Below are 19,176 nucleotides of genomic sequence, written 5' to 3' on the forward strand. Positions count from 1 at the left end.
CCAAGCCCGTCCGGCGTTTGAGGACGAGGCCGAAGGCCGATCAACGGGGGTGCCAGGGGGCGGAGCCCCATGGTTTCGGGGAAGGGGTGGGTCTGGGGCGCCCCCCCGCGAGGGCTACCGCCCCCGGAACCGGCGGCGATCCCCCGGCGCCGGGGCCGCGTCGGCGAGCCGGACCACCGGGTCGTCGACCCCCTCCCGCCCGGCCACCACCGGCTTCACGGCCCGCGCGGCCTTGGCCCGGTACTGCGCGGCGTCCGCGAGCCGGAACAGCCGCCGCCCCGACCGCACCGCCCCGATGGGATCCCCCGTGGACGCCACCCCGCAGGCCACCCCGTCCCCCAGCTCCAACTCCCCCGCCCGCAGGCACAGTTCGTCGGCGACCCGCACCACGTCGTCCGACGAGGGCCCCACCGACAGCAGACAGAACTCGTCCCCGCCGAGCCGCGCGGCCAGCGCCCCCGGCAGCATCGCCCCGCACAGCGAGAGCAGCGACCCGAACCGCTCCAGGAGCCGGTCGCCGACGGCGTGCCCGTGCCGGTCGTTGACCTGCTTGAGCCCGTTCACGTCGCAGACGACGAGGCTCACCACGACGCCCTCGGCGCGGTGCCGCCGCACGGCCTCGTCCAGGCGTACGTCGACGGCGCGCCGGTTGGCGAGCCCGGTCAGGGCGTCGGTGAAGGCGAGCCGCCGGGCCTCCTCGAGGCGCTCGGTCTGGGCGACCCCGGCGGCGACGACCGCGGCGAGCACGGTGGCGAACTCCGCGTCGCCCCGGTCGAAGACGGGCGCGCCCACCGGCCGCGCCACATACAGCTCGCCCCAGGCCCGGCCGCGCAGCACCACCGGCGCCACCACGCAGCAGCCGCGCCCGCGGCGCCGCAGCGCGGCCACCCGCTGGTGGCAGTAGCCCGCGCGCTCGTCGCCGCCGGGCCCCTCGGCGGTCTCCACCCAGGCGCGCGGCTCCCGGCCGCCGCCCCACCGCTCGTGCAGGAACTCGGTGATCTCCGGGAACTCGTGCACCGGATACGCCTCGTCCTCGGGGAACTCCTCCTCCCCCACCGCCCGTTCACCGGCGTTCACCAGGACCCGGAGCCGCCCGCGCTCGCGCTCCCACACCGAGAGGGCGGCGAAGCTCCCGCCCAGGGCGCGCCGGGCCCCCTGGGCGGCAGCCCGCCACGCGTCGCGGGGGCCGAGCGCGGCGGCCATGCCCTGCGCCAGTCCCGCGACGGCCCGCAGCCGCTCGTCCTCGCCCATTGCTCTAGGTTACGGACATTTCACGGTTAGGGGCATTTCGCACCTTTACGGAGGTGGGGCGGACGCGGGGCGGACGGAGGGGGACGGAGCAGGGGCGGAGAACGGAGGACGCGGGACGGACGGCACAGGGACAGAGGACCGACAGCACGGGACGGACGGCACGGAACGGAGAACCGACGGCACCGGACGGAGAACGGACGGCGCCGGACGGCGTGAGACGGAGGACGGAGGGCACGGGTCTGACGGCCCAGTCGCCGCGATCTCGCCGAGTTCGACGCGGACCCGCGCAGGAACATTCGACGCGGACCCGCGCAGGAACAGCGGACGGACGGCGCGGGGCTACTCTCCGGGCCACTCCGGCTTCCGCTTCTCGTTGAAGGCCGCGACGCCCTCCGCCCGGTCCCCGGAGAACGCCACCGAGCGCCACGCCGCGTCCTCCACCTCCAGGCCCGCGCGCAGGTCGAGGCCGTGCCCGAGGCGCAGGGCGCGCTTGGCGGCGCGCAGGCCCACCGGCGAGTTCGCCGCCATGCGGGCGGCCATCGCGAGGGCCTCGTCGCGGTCCTCGCCCGCCCCGGCGACCAGGTCGACGAGCCCCAACTCGCGGGCTTCCGCGGCCTCCACGCGCCGCGCCGAGAAGATCAGCTCGGCGGCCCGCGCGGCTCCCACGCGCCGCGGCAGCAGCTGGGTGCCGCCACCGCCGGGGATCACGCCCACGGACACCTCGGGCAGGCCCACGACCGCCGTGGGGTCGGCCACGATCACGTCGCAGGCGAGCGCGATCTCGAAGCCGCCGCCGAGGGCGAAGCCGTGCACGGCGGCGATCGTGGGCACCGGCAGGTCGAGCACGGCCGTGTACGCGGCCCGGGTCACCGGGCGCTGGCGCAGCAGCTCGGCGTCGGTGAACGAGTTCCGCTCCTTCAGGTCGGCGCCGACGCAGAAGGCCCGCTCATGGGTCGAGGTGAGCACGACGACCCGTACGTCCCGGTCGGCCGCGAGGGCCGCGCAGGCCTCGGTGAGGGAGCGGGCCATGGCGCTGGACACGGCGTTCATGGCGCCCGGCCGGTCCAGCGCGAGCTCCGCCACGTGGCCGTGGCGGCGCACCTCCACGAACTCCCCGAACCGCCGCTCACCCATGACCCCTCCAGCCCTCGGTTAACGATCGTTACCGCGACCCTATCGCAGCCCCCCGTACCCCGCCCCGGGCGCCGGGGACGGCGGTGGACACCGGTCAAGGCGGCCCGCCTGGAGTGAGCTGCGGCACACCTGCCGTAAAGTTGGCGCCGGTCGATATCTGACCACGGCAGATCGGAAGGGCAGCAGGCGTGACCGTCGACGACACCGGCTCCGGCCAGGGCTCACTCCCCGCCCCCGACGGTGAGAACGGCACCGGGGAGCCCACACCCTCGGCGTCGGACAAGCCGGACGACCCCGACCCGGGTGACGACAAGGACCCCCTGGCCCTCCGCCTCGAACAGCTCATCCTGGGCGCCGACCGCCGCTACACGCCCTTCCAGGCGGCCCGCAGCGCGGGCGTCTCCATGGAGCTGGCCTCCCGCTTCTGGCGGGCCATGGGCTTCCCCGACATCGGCCAGGCCAAGGCCCTCACGGAGGCCGACGTGCTGGCGCTGCGCCGCCTGGCGGGCCTGGTGGAGGCGGGGCTGCTGAGCGAGGCGATGGCGGTGCAGGTGGCCCGCTCGACGGGGCAGACCACGGCGCGCCTCGCCGAGTGGCAGATCGACTCCTTCCTGGAGGGCCTGACCGAGCCGCCGGAGCCGGGCATGACCCGTACCGAGGTGACGTACCCGCTGGTGGAGCTGCTGCTGCCGGAGCTGGAGGAGTTCCTGGTCTACGTCTGGCGGCGGCAGCTCGCGGCGGCCACCGGGCGCGTGGTGCAGGCCGCGGACGACGAGGAGATGGTGGACCGGCGCCTGGCGGTGGGCTTCGCCGACCTCGTGGGCTTCACGCGCCTGACCCGGCGCCTGGAGGAGGAGGAACTGGGCGAGCTGGTCGAGGCGTTCGAGACCACCGCCGCCGACCTGGTGGCCGCGCACGGCGGGCGGCTCATCAAGACGCTGGGCGACGAGGTCCTGTACGCGGCCGACGACGCCGGGATCGCCGCGGAGATCGCCCTGCGGCTCATCGAGACCATGGCCAACGACGAGACCATGCCGGAGCTGCGGGTCGGCATCGCCTTCGGCACGGTCACCACGCGCATGGGTGACGTCTTCGGTACGACGGTGAACCTGGCCAGCAGGCTCACGTCGATAGCGCCTCGGGACGCCGTGCTCGTCGACGGGGCGCTGGCGGAGGAGCTGACCCGCACCGGGGACGCGCCCGCGTCGGAGACGGAGGCCGCGGCGCTCGCCGAACGCGCCGCGAAGGAGGGCGAACAGCCCCCCTCCTACCGCTTCGCCCTCCAGCCCATGTGGCAGCGCCCGGTCCGGGGCCTCGGGGTGGTGGAGCCCTGGCTCCTCACGCGCCGCTGACTGGCGGGGGCGCCCAGCCCCCACCCACCCGCAGCCGCCAACGGCGCCCGGCCCCCACGAGGAGCGCCCACCCCTTCACCAGGGAGCAACGGGCGGGCGGGTGGGAGACAACACCCCCACCCACCCGCACCCGCCAACGGCGCCCAGCCCTCACTAGGGGCGCCCACCTCCCAGGAGACGGTCACGGGTGGGCGGGTGGGTGACTCACTCCGCCTTCCTGACGTGGACCACGTCACCGGCGGCGACGGCCTCCCGCCCCCCACCCTCCGTGGCGAGCACCAGCCGCCCGTCCCCGTCCACGGCGACCGCCTCCCCCACGAGCCGCCGCCCCCCGGGCAGCTCCACCCGCACGCGCCGCCCGATGGTCGCGCACCCCGCGACGTACGCCTCCTGGAGCCGCCCGGCGGCGGGGTCACCCTGGGCGCCCCGCCAGTCCCCGTACCACTGCTCCAGCGAGCGCAGCACGGCCCGCAGCAGCGGATCGCGGTCGGTGGAGGCCGCGCCCGCGAGGGCGAGGGACCCGGCTCCGGGTACGGGCAGCTCGTCGGCGCGCAGCGTGACGTTGAGCCCGATGCCGAGGACGACGCCGGAGCCCGCCCGCTCCGCGAGGATGCCCCCGGCCTTGCGCTCCTCGCCGTCCACGGTGAGCAGCAGGTCGTTGGGCCACTTGAGCGCCGTGTCCACGCCCGCGGCGCGGGAGAGCCCGCTCGCCACGGCGACCCCGGCGAGCAGCGGCAGCCACCCCCACCGCTCGACGGGCACCGCGTCCGGCTTCAGCAGGACGGAGAAGAACAGCCCGGAGCGCGGGGGCGCGCTCCAGCGCCGGTCGAGGCGCCCGCGCGCCGCGCTCTGCTCCTCGGCGACCAGGACCGCCCCTTCGGGGAGGTCATCGGCGCGGGCGGCGAGGTCGGTGTTGGTGGAGCCGGTGGCGGCGACCACGTCGAGGGAGCGGTAGAGCCCGCCCTCGCGGACGAGGGCGCGGCGCAGCGCGGCGGCGTTCAGGGGCGGGCGGTCGAGGTCGCTGAAGCGGTTCGCGGAGTCATGGGACGGCGTCATGCAAGCCACCCTAGGTGTGGTAAACGCCGCACTGCACAGCCGTATCGGCGCCGATACGCTACGAGTCAGTAGCCAGCGTCATCAGCCTCACCGTCCCCTCTGAGCAGGCAGGGAGCCGCGTCCCGATGTCCGAGCCGCACGAGCCCAACCAGCCCTCCGCGCAGCCGAAGGAGCCGCAGACGCCCGCGGGCCCGCCGGATCCGGGGGCCGACATCCACACGACCGCGGGAAAGCTGGCGGACCTGCGGCGCCGCATCGAGGAGGCGAAGCACGCGGGGTCCGCGCGCGCCGTGGAGAAGCAGCACGCGAAGGGCAAGCTGACGGCGCGCGAGCGGATCGACCTCCTCCTGGACGAGGGCTCGTTCGTCGAGCTGGACGAGTTCGCCCGGCACCGCTCCACCGACTTCGGCATGGAGCGCAACAGGCCGTACGGGGACGGCGTGGTGACCGGCTACGGCACGGTCGACGGCCGCCCGGTGGCCGTCTTCTCGCAGGACTTCACGGTCCTCGGCGGCTCGCTCGGCGAGGTCTTCGGCCAGAAGATCATGAAGGTGATGGACTTCGCCCTGAAGACGGGCTGCCCGGTGGTCGGGATCAACGACTCGGGCGGCGCCCGCATCCAGGAGGGCGTGATGGCCCTCGGGATGTACGGCGAGATCTTCCGCCGCAACACCCACGCGTCCGGGGTGATCCCGCAGATCAGCCTGGTCGTCGGGCCGTGCGCGGGCGGCGCGGTCTACTCGCCCGCCATCACGGACTTCACGGTCATGGTGGACCAGACGTCGCACATGTTCATCACGGGCCCGGACGTCATCAAGACCGTCACCGGCGAGGACGTCGGCTTCGAGGAGCTGGGCGGCGCCCGCACGCACAACGCCACATCCGGCGTGGCCCACCACATGGCGGGCGACGAGAAGGACGCCATCGAGTACGTCAAGTCCCTCCTGTCGTACCTGCCGTCGAACAACCTGAGCGAGCCCCCGGTCTTCCCCGAGGAGGCCGACCTGGCGCCGACGGACGAGGACCGCGAGCTGGACGCGCTGGTCCCGGACAGCGCCAACCAGCCGTACGACATGCACGCGGTCGTCGAACACGTCCTGGACGACGCGGACTTCTTCGAGACCCAGCCGCTGTTCGCGCCGAACATCCTCACCGGCTTCGGCCGGATCGAGGGCCACCCGGTGGGCATCGTGGCGAACCAGCCGATGCAGTTCGCGGGCTGCCTGGACATCGACGCGAGCGAGAAGGCCGCCCGGTTCGTGCGCACCTGCGACGCGTTCAACGTCCCGGTGATCACGTTCGTCGACGTCCCCGGCTTCCTGCCGGGCGTCGAGCAGGAGCACACCGGCATCATCCGCCGCGGCGCCAAGCTGATCTACGCCTACGCGGAGGCGACGGTTCCGCTCATCACGGTGATCACCCGCAAGGCCTTCGGCGGCGCGTACGACGTGATGGGCTCCAAGCACCTGGGCGCCGACCTGAACCTGGCCTGGCCGACGGCCCAGATCGCGGTCATGGGCGCCCAGGGCGCGGTGAACATCCTGCACCGCCGCACGATCGCCGCCGCGGGCGACGAGGCCGCCCAGGAGGAGACCCGCGCCCGCCTCATCCAGGAGTACGAGGACACCCTCCTGAACCCGTACACGGCCGCGGAGCGCGGCTATGTGGACGCGGTGATCATGCCGTCCGAGACCCGCTCGCACCTGGTCCGCGGCCTACGCCAGCTGCGGACGAAGCGCGAGTCCCTGCCCCCGAAGAAGCACGGCAACATCCCGCTGTAGCCCGACCGCACACGTCTGCGTCCCGACCCCCGAGGAGTCCATTCGTGATCAAGGTCGTACGAGGCAACCCGACCCCCGAGGAGCTGGCCGCCGCCCTGGCGGTGGTCCAGGCCCGCGCCGCGGCGGCCGCGCGCGCGCCGTCCGGCGCGCCCCGCACGCCGGACGCCTGGGCGGACCCGGCGCGCGTGGCCCGCGAGCGCCTGCCGCAGCCGGGCCCGGCGGCGTGGAGCCGCACCTACTGGCCGGGGTGACCGGGACCCGCTGGCGGGGTGAGCAGGACCCGCTGGCGGGATGACCGGGGCCTCCCGGCGGGGTGAGCAGGACCTCCGGGCGGGGTGACCAGGACCTCCTGGCCAGGGTGATTGAGTACGCGTACTCAGGCGCCGCCCCCACCCGGGCCGCACCATCGGACCCATGCTGTGGTCCGACCCCGAGAACAACCCGCCCAAGGACCTGCGCGACATGCAGGCCAAGATGCGCCGCGCGGGCATCCTCCTCGCGGCGGCGATGCTGCTGGCGATGCTCCTGCTGAGCGCGCTCTGACGGCGGGGCGCCGGGGGCGGCGGCCCCTGGTTCCGAGAAGGGGGCGGGCCCGGGGCGCCCCGCGAGGGCACCCCCGCCCAGCCGCACCCGCCCCACTACCCTGACCCCATGACCGCTCACCCCACCCACCGCCTCATCCTGGCCTCCCAGTCCCCCGCCCGCCTCGGCCTCCTCCGCCAGGCGGGCCTCGCCCCCGAGGTGATCGTCAGCGGCGTGGACGAGGACAAGGTGTCGGCCCCCACCCCGGCCGAGCTGGCCAAGGCCCTCGCCGAGGCCAAGGCGTCGGTGGTCGCCGCCCGCCCGGACGCCGGGAACGCCCTGGTCGTCGGCTGCGACTCGGTGCTCGACCTGGACGGCCAGCCGCTCGGCAAGCCCGCCGACGCCGAGGAGGCCACCGCCCGCTGGAAGGCCATGCGCGGCCGCGCCGGTGTCCTGCACACGGGACACTGCGTGTACGACACGGCGTCCGGCCGGTACGCGTCGGCGATCGCCTCCACCGTGGTCCGCTTCGGCGAGCCCAGCGACGCCGAGATCGCCGCGTACGTGGCGAGCGGCGAACCCCTGCACGTGGCGGGCGCGTTCACGCTCGACGGCCGCTCCGCCCCGTTCATCGAGGGCATCGACGGCGACCACGGCAACGTCATCGGCCTGTCCCTGCCGCTGCTGCGCCGCCTGCTCGCCGAACTGGGCGTCGCCATCACGGACTTGTGGGCGGACCGCTAGCGGGCCCGCGGCAAGGCCGCCGAAGCTCCCTGGACCCCCTGAACCCCCTCCGGTCAGCCGACGCGTCCCTCAGGCGGCCTGGGGGGCGCCCCCCTCCTCGTACCGCTCGTGCCGCTGCTCGTGCCGCTCGTAGGCCACCAGCGTCAGCACGATGAGGCCGAGCACCACCATCAGGCCCGCGAACGCCGCCCAGCCCAGCAGGCCCACCGCGAACGCCCCGAGCAGCCCGTGCACCACGGCGGCGCTGATCAGCAGGAGCCGCCCGAGGCCGCCCGGCGCGCGGTCCCGCACGGCGGTGCGCGCGAGCAGCAGCCCGCACAGGGCGAGGTAGAGCGCGAAGACGCCGCCCATGATCCAGGCCGACACGGACATCGCGTGCGGGTCGAGCCCGGCCAGGGACATGTCCTGCTCGTCGACGACGAGGCCGAGGAACCAGTTCAGGAGCGCGACGCCGACCGCCTCCGCCCACAGCGCCACCGCGCCCACCCACGCCACCGGCCTGCGCGCCACGGCGCCCACCCACTCTCTTTCGAGCTGCTCCGAACCCTGTTACCGCCAGTACGGACGAGACATCCGGCACGCTACTAATCGGTAAACCGCGGGACAAGAGCCGGGCGGAAGGCAAAGAATCGTTGGGCCGTTCGTAGGGACTCCACAAAGAAAGGTCCCGCGCCGCAGCGCTGCCTCACAGAGACCTTGACCACACAAGAGGGCTACGCTGCCGGGAAGGGACCCTGCGTACCGTGGTGCGACAAGGGATTTCGGGGATCCTGCGGGCCTCGGATCACGCTCCGTGTGGGCAAGCTCACCAATGGGGACGGGTCGTAAGGCCGTGTCGGCAGTCCCTAAACTCGGCTTGTTTCAAGGAGGGAGCCATCGTGCGCAAGGTGCTCATCGCCAACCGTGGCGAAATCGCTGTCCGGGTCGCCCGGGCGTGCCGGGACGCCGGGATCGCGAGCGTCGCCGTCTACGCGGACCCCGACCGGGACGCACTGCATGTGCGGGCCGCAGACGAGGCGTTCGCCCTTGGCGGTGACACTCCCGCGACCAGCTACCTCGACATGGCGAAGGTCCTCGCGGCCGCCAAGGACTCCGGGGCCGACGCCGTCCACCCCGGCTACGGCTTCCTCTCCGAGAACGCCGACTTCGCGCAGGCCGTCCTGGACGCCGGTCTGATCTGGATCGGCCCGCCGCCGCAGGCGATCCGGGACCTCGGCGACAAGGTCGCCGCCCGGCACATCGCGCAGCGCGCGGGCGCCCCGCTGGTCGCGGGCACCCCGGACCCGGTGTCCGGCGCGGACGAGGTCGTCGCGTTCGCCGAGGAGCACGGCCTGCCCATCGCCATCAAGGCGGCGTTCGGCGGCGGCGGCCGCGGCCTGAAGGTCGCCCGCACCCTCGAAGAGGTCCCGGAGCTGTACGACTCCGCGGTGCGCGAGGCGGTCGCCGCCTTCGGCCGCGGCGAGTGCTTCGTCGAGCGGTACCTGGACAAGCCGCGCCACGTCGAGACCCAGTGCCTCGCGGACCAGCACGGCAACGTGGTCGTCGTGTCCACCCGTGACTGCTCCCTCCAGCGCCGCCACCAGAAGCTGGTGGAGGAGGCCCCCGCGCCGTTCCTGAGCGAGGAGCAGAACGCCGAGCTGTACCGCGCGTCGAAGGCCATCCTCAAGGAGGCCGGGTACGTGGGCGCGGGCACCGTCGAGTTCCTGGTCGGCCTGGACGGCACGATCTCCTTCCTCGAGGTCAACACCCGTCTCCAGGTGGAGCACCCGGTCACCGAGGAGGTCGCCGGGATCGACCTGGTCCGCGAGATGTTCCGCATCGCCGACGGCGAGGAGCTGGGGTACGGCGACCCGGAACTGCGCGGCCATTCCTTCGAGTTCCGCATCAACGGCGAGGACCCGGGCCGCAACTTCCTCCCGGCCCCCGGCACGGTCACCCGCTTCGACGCCCCCACGGGCCCCGGCGTCCGCCTGGACGCGGGCGTGGAGTCCGGTTCGGTCATCGGCCCGGCCTGGGACTCGCTGCTCGCCAAGCTGATCGTCACCGGCGCGACCCGCGAGCAGGCGCTCCAGCGCGCCGCCCGCGCGCTCGCCGAGTTCCAGGTCGAGGGCATGGCCACGGCCATCCCGTTCCACCGCAAGGTGGTCGCGGACCCGGCGTTCGCGCCCGAACTGACCGGCTCCGGCGAGCCGTTCAAGGTCCACACCCGCTGGATCGAGACCGAGTTCGTCAATGACATCCCGCCGTTCGCCGCGCCCGCCGACGCGGAGAGCGACGACGAGCCGGGCCGCGAGACGGTCGTCGTCGAGGTGGGCGGCAAGCGCCTCGAGGTCTCCCTCCCCTCCTCGCTCGGCATGTCCCTGGCGCGTACGGGCCTCGCGGCGGGCGCCAAGCCCAAGCGCCGCGCCGCGAAGAAGTCCGGCCCGGCCGCCTCCGGCGACACGCTCGCCTCGCCCATGCAGGGCACGATCGTCAAGGTCGCCGTGGAGGAGGGCCAGGAGGTCAAGGAGGGCGACCTGATCGTGGTCCTGGAGGCCATGAAGATGGAGCAGCCCCTGAACGCCCACCGCACCGGCACGGTCAAGGGCCTCCAGGCGGAGGTGGGCGCGAGCCTCACGTCGGGCGCGGTGATCTGCGAGATCAAGGACTGACCTCTTCTGGCGGGGCGCCCGGGCCATGTGATCGGCCTTCGGCCTCGTCCTCAAGCGCCGGACGGGCTATAACTGGCCCGTCCGGCGCTTCCTTGCAGCGGACCCCGGCCAGCCGGACGGAGGAGCACATGCGCGCCGACGCCTTTCGCAATCGCCAGCGCCTCGTGAAGGAGGCCCGTTCCGCGTTCGCGGAGCACGGTACGGACACGTCCCTTGAGGACGTCGCCCGGCGAGCGGGCGTCGGCATCGGCACGCTCTACCGGCACTTCCCGAACCGGCACGCGCTGATCAGCGCCGTGTTCGAGGACGCGGTGTGCGATCTGCTGGCCCGCTCGCGGGAGTTGCTCGACGCGCCGCAGCCGTGTGCGGCGCTCGTGGAGTGGCTGCGGGCCGTGGTGACGCACGCCGGTGAGTACCGGGGCCTCGCGCGGGCCCTCATGACCGTGTCCCGGGACGACAGCACCCCGTTGGCGCGGTGCAGCCGCCCCATGCGGGAGGCCGGGTCGGCGCTGCTCGCACGGGCGCAGGCCGCGGGCGCGGTGCGGGCCGGGGTGCCCATCGAGGACCTGCTCCAGCTCACCAACGCCATCGCCCTGGCCGCGGAGGAGTCCCCCGACGACCCGGAACTGGCGGACCGCCTCCTCTCCTTGACGCTACGGGGCCTCGCGGCCACGCCCCAGCCCCACCCCTCCCCGAACTAGGAGGCTGCCGCCCCCTAGCACCCCCGTCGATCGCGCTCCGCGCTCGTCCTCAAACGCCGGACGGGCTGAATGGTGCCGATCGCGGCAGAGTCTTAGCCCGTCCGGCGTTTGAGGACGAGGCCGAAGGCCGATGAACGGGGGTGCCAGGGGGCGGCAGCCCCCTGGTTTCGGGAAAGGGGCGCCCGCGCGCGGAGCGCGCTGATGGACGCAGCGGGGCGCCCCCCGCGAAGGGCTAACGACGGCGCAGGTCCGCCACCCGCGCCGACCGCTCCCCCGCGGCCGCCTCCCCCAGCACCGCCGCACTCCGCAACTGCGGCCCCGCCCCGGAACCCCCCGCGCCATGCCCCCGCCGGGGCCCGGGCAGCGGCACGTCCCGGCGGGCCGCGCGGCCCGCCGGGACGGAGTCAACCCCGGGGGCCTGACCGGGGCCCGTGGCGCCGCCCGCGACGGCGATCTGGACGCCCTGGTCCGCGAGGGCCTGCAACTCGGTGGCGGCACGGTCGTCGTGGGCCGGAGGCTCGTCGGTCACCAGCCGGGTGATCACGTCCGTGGGCACCGTCTGGAACATGGTGTCCGTACCGAGCTTGGTGTGGTCGGCGAGGACGACCACCTCCGCGGCGGCCTGCACGAGCGCGCGGTCCACGCTCGCCGACAGCATGTTGGAGGTCGACAGGCCGCGCTCGGCCGTCAGGCCGCTGCCCGACAGGAAGGCCCGCGAGACCCGCAGCCCCTGGAGGGACTGCTCGGCCCCGCTGCCCACCAGCGCGTAGTTGGAGCCGCGCAGGGTGCCGCCGGTCATGACGACCTCCACCCGGTTGGCGTGGGCCAGCGCCTGGGCCACCAGGAGGGAGTTGGTGACCACGGTCAGGCCGGGTACGCGCGCGAGCCGACGGGCCAGCTCCTGCGTGGTCGTACCCGCCCCGACGACGATGGCCTCGCCCTCTTCGACGAGACCCGCCGCGAGGTCGGCGATGGCCGTCTTCTCGGCGGTCGCGAGATGTGATTTCTGCGGAAAGCCGGACTCCCGCGTGAATCCGCCCGGCAATACCGCACCGCCATGTCGGCGGTCGAGGAGTCCTTCTGCCTCCAGCGCGCGCACGTCCCGCCGTACGGTCACTTCGGAGGTCTGGACGACGCGGGCGAGCTCACGGAGCGACACCGCTCCGTTGGCCCGCACCATTTCGAGGATCAATTGGCGACGTTCTGCAGCGAACACGAAACTGACAGTAACCCCAACGACCGTCTGCTTTCAGCAGTTTGCGCCGAATTACAGAAGTTGTACGCACGGCAGGGGTGGAAGTGGTATAGGGGTACTCCCGGCGTCTATGCCGGACGCATGGACGGCAACAGCCTGTGACCCGCGGAGCGTGCAAACCGGCCGCCGGAGGGATCAGTTCCGACGGCCGGTGGGTGCTGTCGCGGTGCCGGACTCAGGCCTCGCCGGTCACCTTGCGGGTGTGGAGCTGACGGGCGACCTCGGCGATCGAACCCGAAAGCGAGGGGTACACGGTGAACGCGTTGGCGATCTGCTCCACCGTCAGATTGTTGTCGACCGCGATCGAGATGGGGTGGATCAGTTCCGAGGCGCGGGGCGCGACGACGACGCCGCCGACCACGATGCCCGTGCCCGGACGGCAGAAGATCTTGACGAAGCCGTCCCGGATGCCCTGCATCTTGGCGCGCGGGTTGCGCAGCAGCGGCAGCTTCACCACGCGGGCGTCGATCTTGCCCGCGTCGACGTCGGCCTGGCTGTAGCCGACGGTGGCGATCTCGGGGTCGGTGAAGACGTTCGACGAGACGGTCTTCAGGTTCAGCGGGGTCACCGCGTCGCCCAGGAAGTGGTACATGGCGATGCGGCCCTGCATGGCGGCCACGGACGCCAGCGCGAAGATGCCGGTGACGTCACCGGCGGCGTACACGCCGGGGGCGGAGGTCCTGGACACCCGGTCGGTCCAGATGTGCCCGGACTCCTTCAGCCTGACCCCGGCCTCCTCCAGGCCCATCCCGCTGCTGTTGGGGATGGCGCCGACGGCCATCAGGCAGTGCGTGCCGGAGATGACGCGCCCGTCGGCGAGCGTGACCTCGACCCGGTCCCCGACCCGCTTCGCGCTGGCGGCCCGCGAGCGCGCCATGACGTTCATGCCGCGCCGCCGGAAGACGTCCTCCAGGACGGCCGCGGCGTCGGGGTCCTCGCCGGGAAGCACGCGGTCGCGCGACGAGACGAGCGTGACCCGCGAGCCCAGCGCCTGGTAGGCACCGGCGAACTCGGCACCCGTCACACCCGACCCGACCACGATCAGCTCTTCGGGCAGCTCGTCCAGGTCGTACACCTGCGTCCAGTTCAGGATGCGCTCGCCGTCGGGCTGGGCGTCGGGCAGCTCGCGCGGGTGCCCGCCGGTCGCGATGAGCACGGCGTCAGCGGTGAGCCGCTCCTCGCTGCCGTCGGCGGCGCGCACCACGACGGTCCGCGAGCCGTCCATGGCCTGCTGCCCCTCAAGGCGCCCGCGCCCGCGCAGCACGCGTGCGCCCGCCCGGGTGACCGACGCGGTGATGTCGTGCGACTGCGCCAGCGCGAGCCGCTTCACACGCCGGTTGACCTTGCCGAGATCGACTCCCACCACCCGGGCGGCCTGGTCGATGTGCGGCGTGTCGTCCTCGACGATGATCCCCAGCTCTTCGTACGACGAGTCGAAGGTCGTCATGACCTCGGCCGTCGCGATCAGGGTCTTCGACGGCACGCAGTCGGTGAGCACCGACGCCCCGCCCAGACCGTCGCAGTCGACGACGGTCACCTCCGCGCCGAGCTGCGCCGCGACCAGCGCCGCCTCATACCCGCCGGGTCCGCCACCAATGATCACGATCCGAGTCACGTACTCCATTCTCCCGCACGCCCCGATCCCCGTGACCCGGGGGCGCCCCCAACCGCCCCCAAGCCCATCCGGCGCCTGAGGACGAGCGCGCCAGCGCGACAACCAAGCCCGTCCGGCGCCCGAGGACAAGCGCGTAGCGCAACCATCCAGCCCGTCCGGCGCTTGAGGACGAGCGCGAAGCGCGAGATTCAAGCCCGTCCGGCGTTTGAGGACGAGGCGCGCCAGCGCCAACAAGGGGGGCGCGCCCAAAACGCCAACCGCATAGGGCGCCCCCGCCAGAAAGCCGTACGCTCGACGGCATGTCGCTCTACGCCGCGTACGCCGGCAATCTCGACGCGCGGCTCATGACGCGCCGCGCCCCGCACTCGCCGCTGCGCGCGACCGGCTGGCTCAACGGCTGGCGGCTGACCTTCGGCGGCGAGCACATGGGCTGGGAGGGCGCCCTCGCCACGATCGTCGAGGCGCCGAGGTCACAGGTCTTCGTCGCGCTGTACGACATCGCTCCGATGGACGAGGACTCCATGGACCGTTGGGAGGGCGTGGGCCTCGACATCTACCGGCGCATGCGGGTGCGGGTGCACACCCTGGAGGGCGAGGAGCCCGCGTGGGTGTACGTCCTCAACGGGTACGAGGGCGGGTTGCCGTCGGCGCGGTACCTGGGCGAGCTGGCCGACGCCGCCGAGTCCGCGGGCGCGCCCCACGACTACGTCATGGAACTCCGCAAACGCCCTTGTTGACCCTCGCGGCGCGCCCCAAACCCGCCCCTTCCCCGAAACCATGGGGCCAGCCCCCTGACACCCCGGAAATCGGCCTTCGGCCTCGTCCTCAAACGCCGGACGGGCTGGATTGTCGCGGGCTGGACTGGATTCTGCCGGTGCGGCAGAGTTCCAGCCCGTCCGGCGTTTGAGGACGAGCCGCGAAGCGGCGATGAAGCGGGGTGCCAGGGGCGGCAGCCCCTGGTTTCGGGGAAGGGGCGGGTCTGGGCGCCCCCGCGAGGGCGCCCCTAAGCGATCACCTTGGCGGAAGGTACAAGCACACGCCCGACATCCCGTGACCATCGTCATCTACGCGCGTAGGGCGTAACCGGCTACCCTCTTCGGCGTGAACGCTTCAGTTATTCCGGACGACATCCAGCGCGACCCGTACGCCGCCGCCGACGCCGCCGCCACCCGCCTGCGCGAGCTGACCGGCACCGAGACCCACGACGTCGCCCTGGTGATGGGCTCCGGCTGGGCCCCGGCGGTCGACGCGCTCGGCACCCCCGAGGCCGAGTTCCAGGTCACCGAGCTGCCCGGCTTCCCGCCCCGGCCGTCGAGGGCCACGGCGGCCGCATCCGGTCGATCAAGGTCGGCGACAAGCGCGCCCTGGTCTTCCTGGGCCGCACGCACTACTACGAGGGCCGCGGCGTCGCCGCCGTGGCACACGGCGTGCGCACCGCCGTCGCCGCGGGCTGCAAGACCATCGTCCTGACCAACGGCTGCGGCGGCCTGCGCGAGGGCATGCGCCCGGGCCAGCCGGTGCTGATCAGCGACCACCTGAACCTGACGGCGACCTCCCCGATCGTCGGCGCGAACTTCGTGGACCTGACGGACCTGTACTCGCCGCGCCTGCGCGCGCTGTGCAAGGAGATCGACCCCACCCTCGAAGAGGGCGTGTACGCGCAGTTCCCCGGCCCGCACTACGAGACCCCGGCCGAGATCCGCATGGCCCGCACCATCGGCGCGGACCTCGTCGGCATGTCGACCGTCCTGGAGGCCATCGCGGCGCGCGAGGCCGGGGCCGAGGTGCTCGGCATCTCCCTCGTCACCAACCTCGCCGCGGGCATGACCGGCGAGCCGCTGAACCACGAGGAGGTCCTCCAGGCGGGCCGCGACTCGGCGACCCGCATGGGCGAGCTGCTCGGCCAGGTCCTCGGCCGCCTCTGACCCCGGCGCCCCGAGCCGTACGACCCCCTCACGGAGAGGCTGACGACACGTGCAGGACCACCAGGACCGCGAGGACCGCGAGGACCGCGTGACCCCCGAAGGCCCCGAGGACCGCGACGGGCTCCTCGCGCGCGCCCGGGCGTGGCTCGACGAGGACCCGGACGCCGAGACCCGCGACGAGCTGGCGAAGCTCATCGCGGCGGCGGACGCCCCGGACGTCCGCGCCGACCTCGCCGCCCGCTTCGGCGGCACGCTCCAGTTCGGCACGGCGGGCCTGCGCGGCGAGCTGGGCGCGGGGCCGATGCGGATGAACCGCTCCGTGGTGATCCGCGCCGCCGCGGGCCTGGCCGCGTACCTGAAGGGCAAGGGCCACGGCGACGGCCTGGTCGTGATCGGCTACGACGCGCGCCACAAGTCGGCGGACTTCGCGCGGGACACGGCGGCCGTGATGGTCGGCGCGGGCCTGCGCGCCGCCGTGCTGCCGCGCCCGCTGCCGACGCCTGTGCTGGCCTTCGCCATACGGCACCTGGGCGCCGTCGCGGGCGTCGAGGTGACCGCGAGCCACAACCCGCCGCGCGACAACGGCTACAAGGTCTACCTGGGCGACGGCTCGCAGATCGTGCCGCCCGCCGACGGGGAGATCGCCGCCGAGATCGCCGCGGTGGCGAGCCTGCACGGCGTACCGCGCCCGGAGTCCGGCTGGGAGACCCTCGACGAGGGCGTCCTGGAGGCCTATCTGGCGCGCACGGACGCCGTCCTGGCCGAGGGGTCGCCGCGCACCGCCCGCGCCGTCTACACGGCCATGCACGGCGTCGGCAAGGACACCCTGCTCGCGGCGTTCGCGCGGGCGGGCTTCCCGGAGCCGGTCCTGGTGTCCGCGCAGGCCGACCCGGACCCGGACTTCCCGACGGTGGCGTTCCCCAACCCGGAGGAGCCGGGCGCCATGGACCTGGCGTTCGCCACGGCCCGCGAGGCCCGCCCCGACCTGGTGATCGCCAACGACCCGGACGCGGACCGCTGCGCGGTGGCCGTGCCGACGGACGCCGAGCGCACCGAGTGGCGGATGCTGCGCGGCGACGAGGTGGGCGCGCTGCTCGCCGCGCACCTGGTGCGCCGGGGCGCGCGCGGCGTGTTCGCCGAGTCGATCGTGTCGTCGTCGCTGCTCGGCCGGATCGCCGAGAAGGCGGGCCTCGGGTACGAGGAGACACTGACCGGCTTCAAGTGGATCGCCCGTGTCGAGGGCCTGCGGTACGGCTACGAGGAGGCGCTCGGCTACTGCGTGGACCCCGAGGGCGTCCGCGACAAGGACGGCATCACGGCCGCGCTGCTGGTCACGGAGCTGGCCTCGGCCCTGAAGGAGGAGGGGCGCACGCTGCTCGACCTCCTGGACGACCTCGCGGTGGAGCACGGCCTGCACGCCACGGACCAGCTGTCGGTGCGCGTGGAGGACCTGTCGCTGATCGCGGACGCGATGCGCCGCCTGCGCGAGCGGCCGCCCGCGGAGCTGGCCGGTCTCGCGGTGCTCCGCGCGGAGGACCTCAGCCGGGGCACGGAGACGCTGCCGCCCACGGACGGCCTGCGGTACGCGCTCGACGGCGCCCGCGTCATCGTCCGCCCGAGCGGCACCGAGCCCAAGCTGAAGTGCTACCTGGAGGTCGTGGTGCCGGTCGCCGACCGGGCCGCGCTGCCGTCGGCGCACGCGCGCGCGGCGGAGCTGCTGGCCGCCCTGAAGCGGGACTTCGCGGCGGCCGCAGGAATCTGACCGCCCTCGGCGGGCGCCACCCGTACGGGTGGTTCCGCGCGGCAACTGACGCAGCGTGAAGGTGCGCCACCGGTCCCCCAGGAAGGGTCCGACCGGTAGCGCACCTTCACGCTTGTCACGCCCGGGAGCCGCAGTGCCGCACGGACACCCCTTCTCCTCCCCACCGGCCGCCGCGCCGTCCCGCGTCCCCGCCTCGCGCCGCCCCCGCGCCACCGAGCAGCCGCCGCCCGGCCCGCGCGCGCGGGCGGCCGCCGCCCTGCGGCACGCGGCCCCCGCCCTGCTGGTGTACGCGGCGGTGCGCGCCCTGGGCCTGCTGGTCTTCGCCGTCTGGGCGCGCCGCGAGCACCGGGGCGTGTGGCATCTGCTGGCCGAGTCCTGGGACTGCGACTGGTACCTGAAGATCGCCGAGCACGGGTACGCGGACACGCTGGGCCACACCTTCGACTCCAACAACCTGGCGTTCTTCCCGCTGTACCCGCTGCTGATCCGGGCGGGCGAGCAGGTGCTGCCGGGGCCGCGCGGCGCGGTGGGGCTCGGCATCGCGTTCGTCTGCTCGTTCGCCGCCGCGTGGGGGATCTTCAAGGTCGGCGACCGGCTGCACGGGCGGCGCACGGGGGTGCTCCTGGTGGCGCTGTGGGGCAGCCTGCCGGTCGCGCTGGTGCAGTGGATGGGCTACACGGAGTCCCTGTTCACGGCGCTCACCGCCTGGTCCCTGTACGCGGTCCTCACCGGCCGCTGGGTGACGGCGGGGACCCTGGCCGCGCTCGCGGGCCTGACCCGCCCGACGGGAATCGCCCTCGCCGCCGCGGTCTGCGTGGCGGCCGGGCTCGCGCTGCGTCACCGCTTCGACGCCCGCGCGCTCCTGGGCGCGGCCCTCGCGCCGCTCGGCTGGCTGGCGTACGTCGGCTGGGTGGGCGTCCGCCTCGGGCGCTGGGACGGCTACTTCGCCGTACAGAAGTGGTGGCACAACGAGTGGGACGGCGGCGTGGGGACGCTGCGCTGGATGAAGCAGCTGTTCCTGGTGGAGCGGCCGCAGCTGTTCCTGGTCCTGGTGACGATCGTGCTGCTCGGCTCGGTCGTGCTGTACGTGCTCTCGGTCGCCGGGCGGGCGCAGCCGCTGCCGCTGCTGGTGTTCACGGGGCTGCTGCTGGCGATCGTGCTCGGCTCCAGCGGGGTGTACTTCCCGAGGGCGCGGTTCCTGCTGCCGGGCTTCCCGCTGCTGCTGCCGGTCGCGCTGGCGCTGGCCCGGTCCCGGGCGCGGGTGGCGGTGCCGGTGGTCGCGGGGGCGGCCCTCGCGTCGGCGGCGTTCGGCGGGCACATGCTCCTGGTGTGGCTCGGCCCGCCGTGACGGCCTAACTGGGGCCCCTGGTCGAGGAGTTGGGGCCATCGGAGGACCCCCGGTGATCGCCGCCGCACCCCCATGCCGC

16 protein-coding genes and 1 pseudogene are annotated in these 19,176 nt (G+C 73.8%); 11 read left to right on the forward strand and 6 right to left on the reverse strand.

What is annotated here, in order from left to right; all coding sequences use genetic code 11:
• Positions 1-114 precede the first annotated feature (114 nt).
• Positions 115-1,251 carry a diguanylate cyclase domain-containing protein gene (locus ACOBQU_RS14360; RefSeq protein WP_423627191.1) on the reverse strand — a complete coding sequence of 379 codons (1,137 nt, stop codon included), beginning with the start codon at positions 1,249-1,251 and terminating at the stop codon, positions 115-117.
• 339 nt (positions 1,252-1,590) lie between these two features.
• Entirely contained in the window at positions 1,591-2,385 is a 795-nt protein-coding gene (locus ACOBQU_RS14365) for an enoyl-CoA hydratase/isomerase family protein (RefSeq protein WP_423627193.1), read from the reverse strand.
• Between the two features lie 188 nt (positions 2,386-2,573).
• Between ACOBQU_RS14365 and ACOBQU_RS14370 the strand changes: the two genes are divergently transcribed.
• Positions 2,574-3,737 (forward strand): adenylate/guanylate cyclase domain-containing protein, encoded by a 1,164-nt coding sequence (locus ACOBQU_RS14370; protein WP_423627195.1) that lies wholly within the window; start codon positions 2,574-2,576, stop codon positions 3,735-3,737.
• A 204-nt stretch (positions 3,738-3,941) separates the two neighbouring features.
• On the opposite strand, the gene ACOBQU_RS14375 is transcribed toward ACOBQU_RS14370, so the two are convergent.
• On the reverse strand, positions 3,942-4,793 hold the full coding sequence (locus tag ACOBQU_RS14375; protein ID WP_423627197.1) for a biotin--[acetyl-CoA-carboxylase] ligase: 852 nt from the start codon (positions 4,791-4,793) through the stop codon (positions 3,942-3,944).
• A 125-nt stretch (positions 4,794-4,918) separates the two neighbouring features.
• Here ACOBQU_RS14375 and ACOBQU_RS14380 point away from each other — a divergent pair, with 125 nt between their 5' ends.
• From ACOBQU_RS14380 to ACOBQU_RS14395, 4 genes are all read left to right on the forward strand, one after another.
• Positions 4,919-6,574, forward strand: coding sequence for an acyl-CoA carboxylase subunit beta (locus tag ACOBQU_RS14380; RefSeq protein ID WP_423627199.1), 1,656 nt, complete (start codon positions 4,919-4,921; stop codon positions 6,572-6,574).
• A 44-nt stretch (positions 6,575-6,618) separates the two neighbouring features.
• Positions 6,619-6,825, forward strand: coding sequence for an acyl-CoA carboxylase epsilon subunit (locus ACOBQU_RS14385; RefSeq protein ID WP_423627200.1), 207 nt, complete (start codon positions 6,619-6,621; stop codon positions 6,823-6,825).
• A gap of 163 nt (positions 6,826-6,988) precedes the next feature.
• Positions 6,989-7,117 carry a morphogenic membrane protein MmpB gene (gene mmpB, locus ACOBQU_RS14390; protein WP_423627202.1) on the forward strand — a complete coding sequence of 43 codons (129 nt, stop codon included), beginning with the start codon at positions 6,989-6,991 and terminating at the stop codon, positions 7,115-7,117.
• 108 nt (positions 7,118-7,225) lie between these two features.
• A complete protein-coding gene (locus tag ACOBQU_RS14395; protein ID WP_423627204.1) occupies positions 7,226-7,840 on the forward strand; it encodes a nucleoside triphosphate pyrophosphatase in 615 nt (204 codons plus the stop codon).
• A 69-nt stretch (positions 7,841-7,909) separates the two neighbouring features.
• Here ACOBQU_RS14395 and ACOBQU_RS14400 read toward each other — a convergent pair whose 3' ends face one another.
• Positions 7,910-8,359 (reverse strand): hypothetical protein, encoded by a 450-nt coding sequence (locus ACOBQU_RS14400; protein ID WP_423627206.1) that lies wholly within the window; start codon positions 8,357-8,359, stop codon positions 7,910-7,912.
• Between the two features lie 359 nt (positions 8,360-8,718).
• On the opposite strand from ACOBQU_RS14400, the gene ACOBQU_RS14405 reads away from it, so the two are divergent.
• Positions 8,719-10,491 carry an acetyl/propionyl/methylcrotonyl-CoA carboxylase subunit alpha gene (locus ACOBQU_RS14405; protein ID WP_423627208.1) on the forward strand — a complete coding sequence of 591 codons (1,773 nt, stop codon included), beginning with the start codon at positions 8,719-8,721 and terminating at the stop codon, positions 10,489-10,491.
• A 128-nt stretch (positions 10,492-10,619) separates the two neighbouring features.
• Positions 10,620-11,192 (forward strand): TetR/AcrR family transcriptional regulator, encoded by a 573-nt coding sequence (locus ACOBQU_RS14410; protein ID WP_423627210.1) that lies wholly within the window; start codon positions 10,620-10,622, stop codon positions 11,190-11,192.
• Between the two features lie 232 nt (positions 11,193-11,424).
• Here the strand turns inward: ACOBQU_RS14410 and ACOBQU_RS14415 are convergent, their stop codons facing one another.
• Both ACOBQU_RS14415 and ACOBQU_RS14420 read right to left on the reverse strand, forming a co-directional pair.
• Positions 11,425-12,408 carry a DeoR/GlpR family DNA-binding transcription regulator gene (locus ACOBQU_RS14415; protein ID WP_423627211.1) on the reverse strand — a complete coding sequence of 328 codons (984 nt, stop codon included), beginning with the start codon at positions 12,406-12,408 and terminating at the stop codon, positions 11,425-11,427.
• Positions 12,409-12,622: 214 nt separating this feature from the next.
• The gene (locus tag ACOBQU_RS14420) at positions 12,623-14,071 is read right to left on the reverse strand and encodes an NAD(P)H-quinone dehydrogenase (protein WP_423627213.1); all 1,449 of its coding nucleotides are present in this window, start codon (positions 14,069-14,071) and stop codon (positions 12,623-12,625) included.
• Positions 14,072-14,361: 290 nt separating this feature from the next.
• Here ACOBQU_RS14420 and ACOBQU_RS14425 point away from each other — a divergent pair, with 290 nt between their 5' ends.
• The 4 genes and pseudogenes from ACOBQU_RS14425 (at position 14,362) to ACOBQU_RS14440 (ending at position 19,097) form a co-directional block, all read left to right on the forward strand.
• On the forward strand, positions 14,362-14,799 hold the full coding sequence (locus ACOBQU_RS14425; protein ID WP_384806512.1) for a gamma-glutamylcyclotransferase: 438 nt from the start codon (positions 14,362-14,364) through the stop codon (positions 14,797-14,799).
• 364 nt (positions 14,800-15,163) lie between these two features.
• Positions 15,164-15,987: pseudogene (locus ACOBQU_RS14430) on the forward strand (purine-nucleoside phosphorylase).
• 88 nt (positions 15,988-16,075) lie between these two features.
• On the forward strand, positions 16,076-17,749 hold the full coding sequence (locus ACOBQU_RS14435) for a phospho-sugar mutase (RefSeq protein WP_423634474.1): 1,674 nt from the start codon (positions 16,076-16,078) through the stop codon (positions 17,747-17,749).
• A 133-nt stretch (positions 17,750-17,882) separates the two neighbouring features.
• Positions 17,883-19,097, forward strand: coding sequence for a mannosyltransferase family protein (locus ACOBQU_RS14440; RefSeq protein WP_423627215.1), 1,215 nt, complete (start codon positions 17,883-17,885; stop codon positions 19,095-19,097).
• Positions 19,098-19,176 lie beyond the last annotated feature (79 nt).

Origin of the sequence: Streptomyces sp. G45, from assembly GCF_049542095.1 — a bacterium.
Classification (GTDB): domain Bacteria; phylum Actinomycetota; class Actinomycetes; order Streptomycetales; family Streptomycetaceae; genus Streptomyces.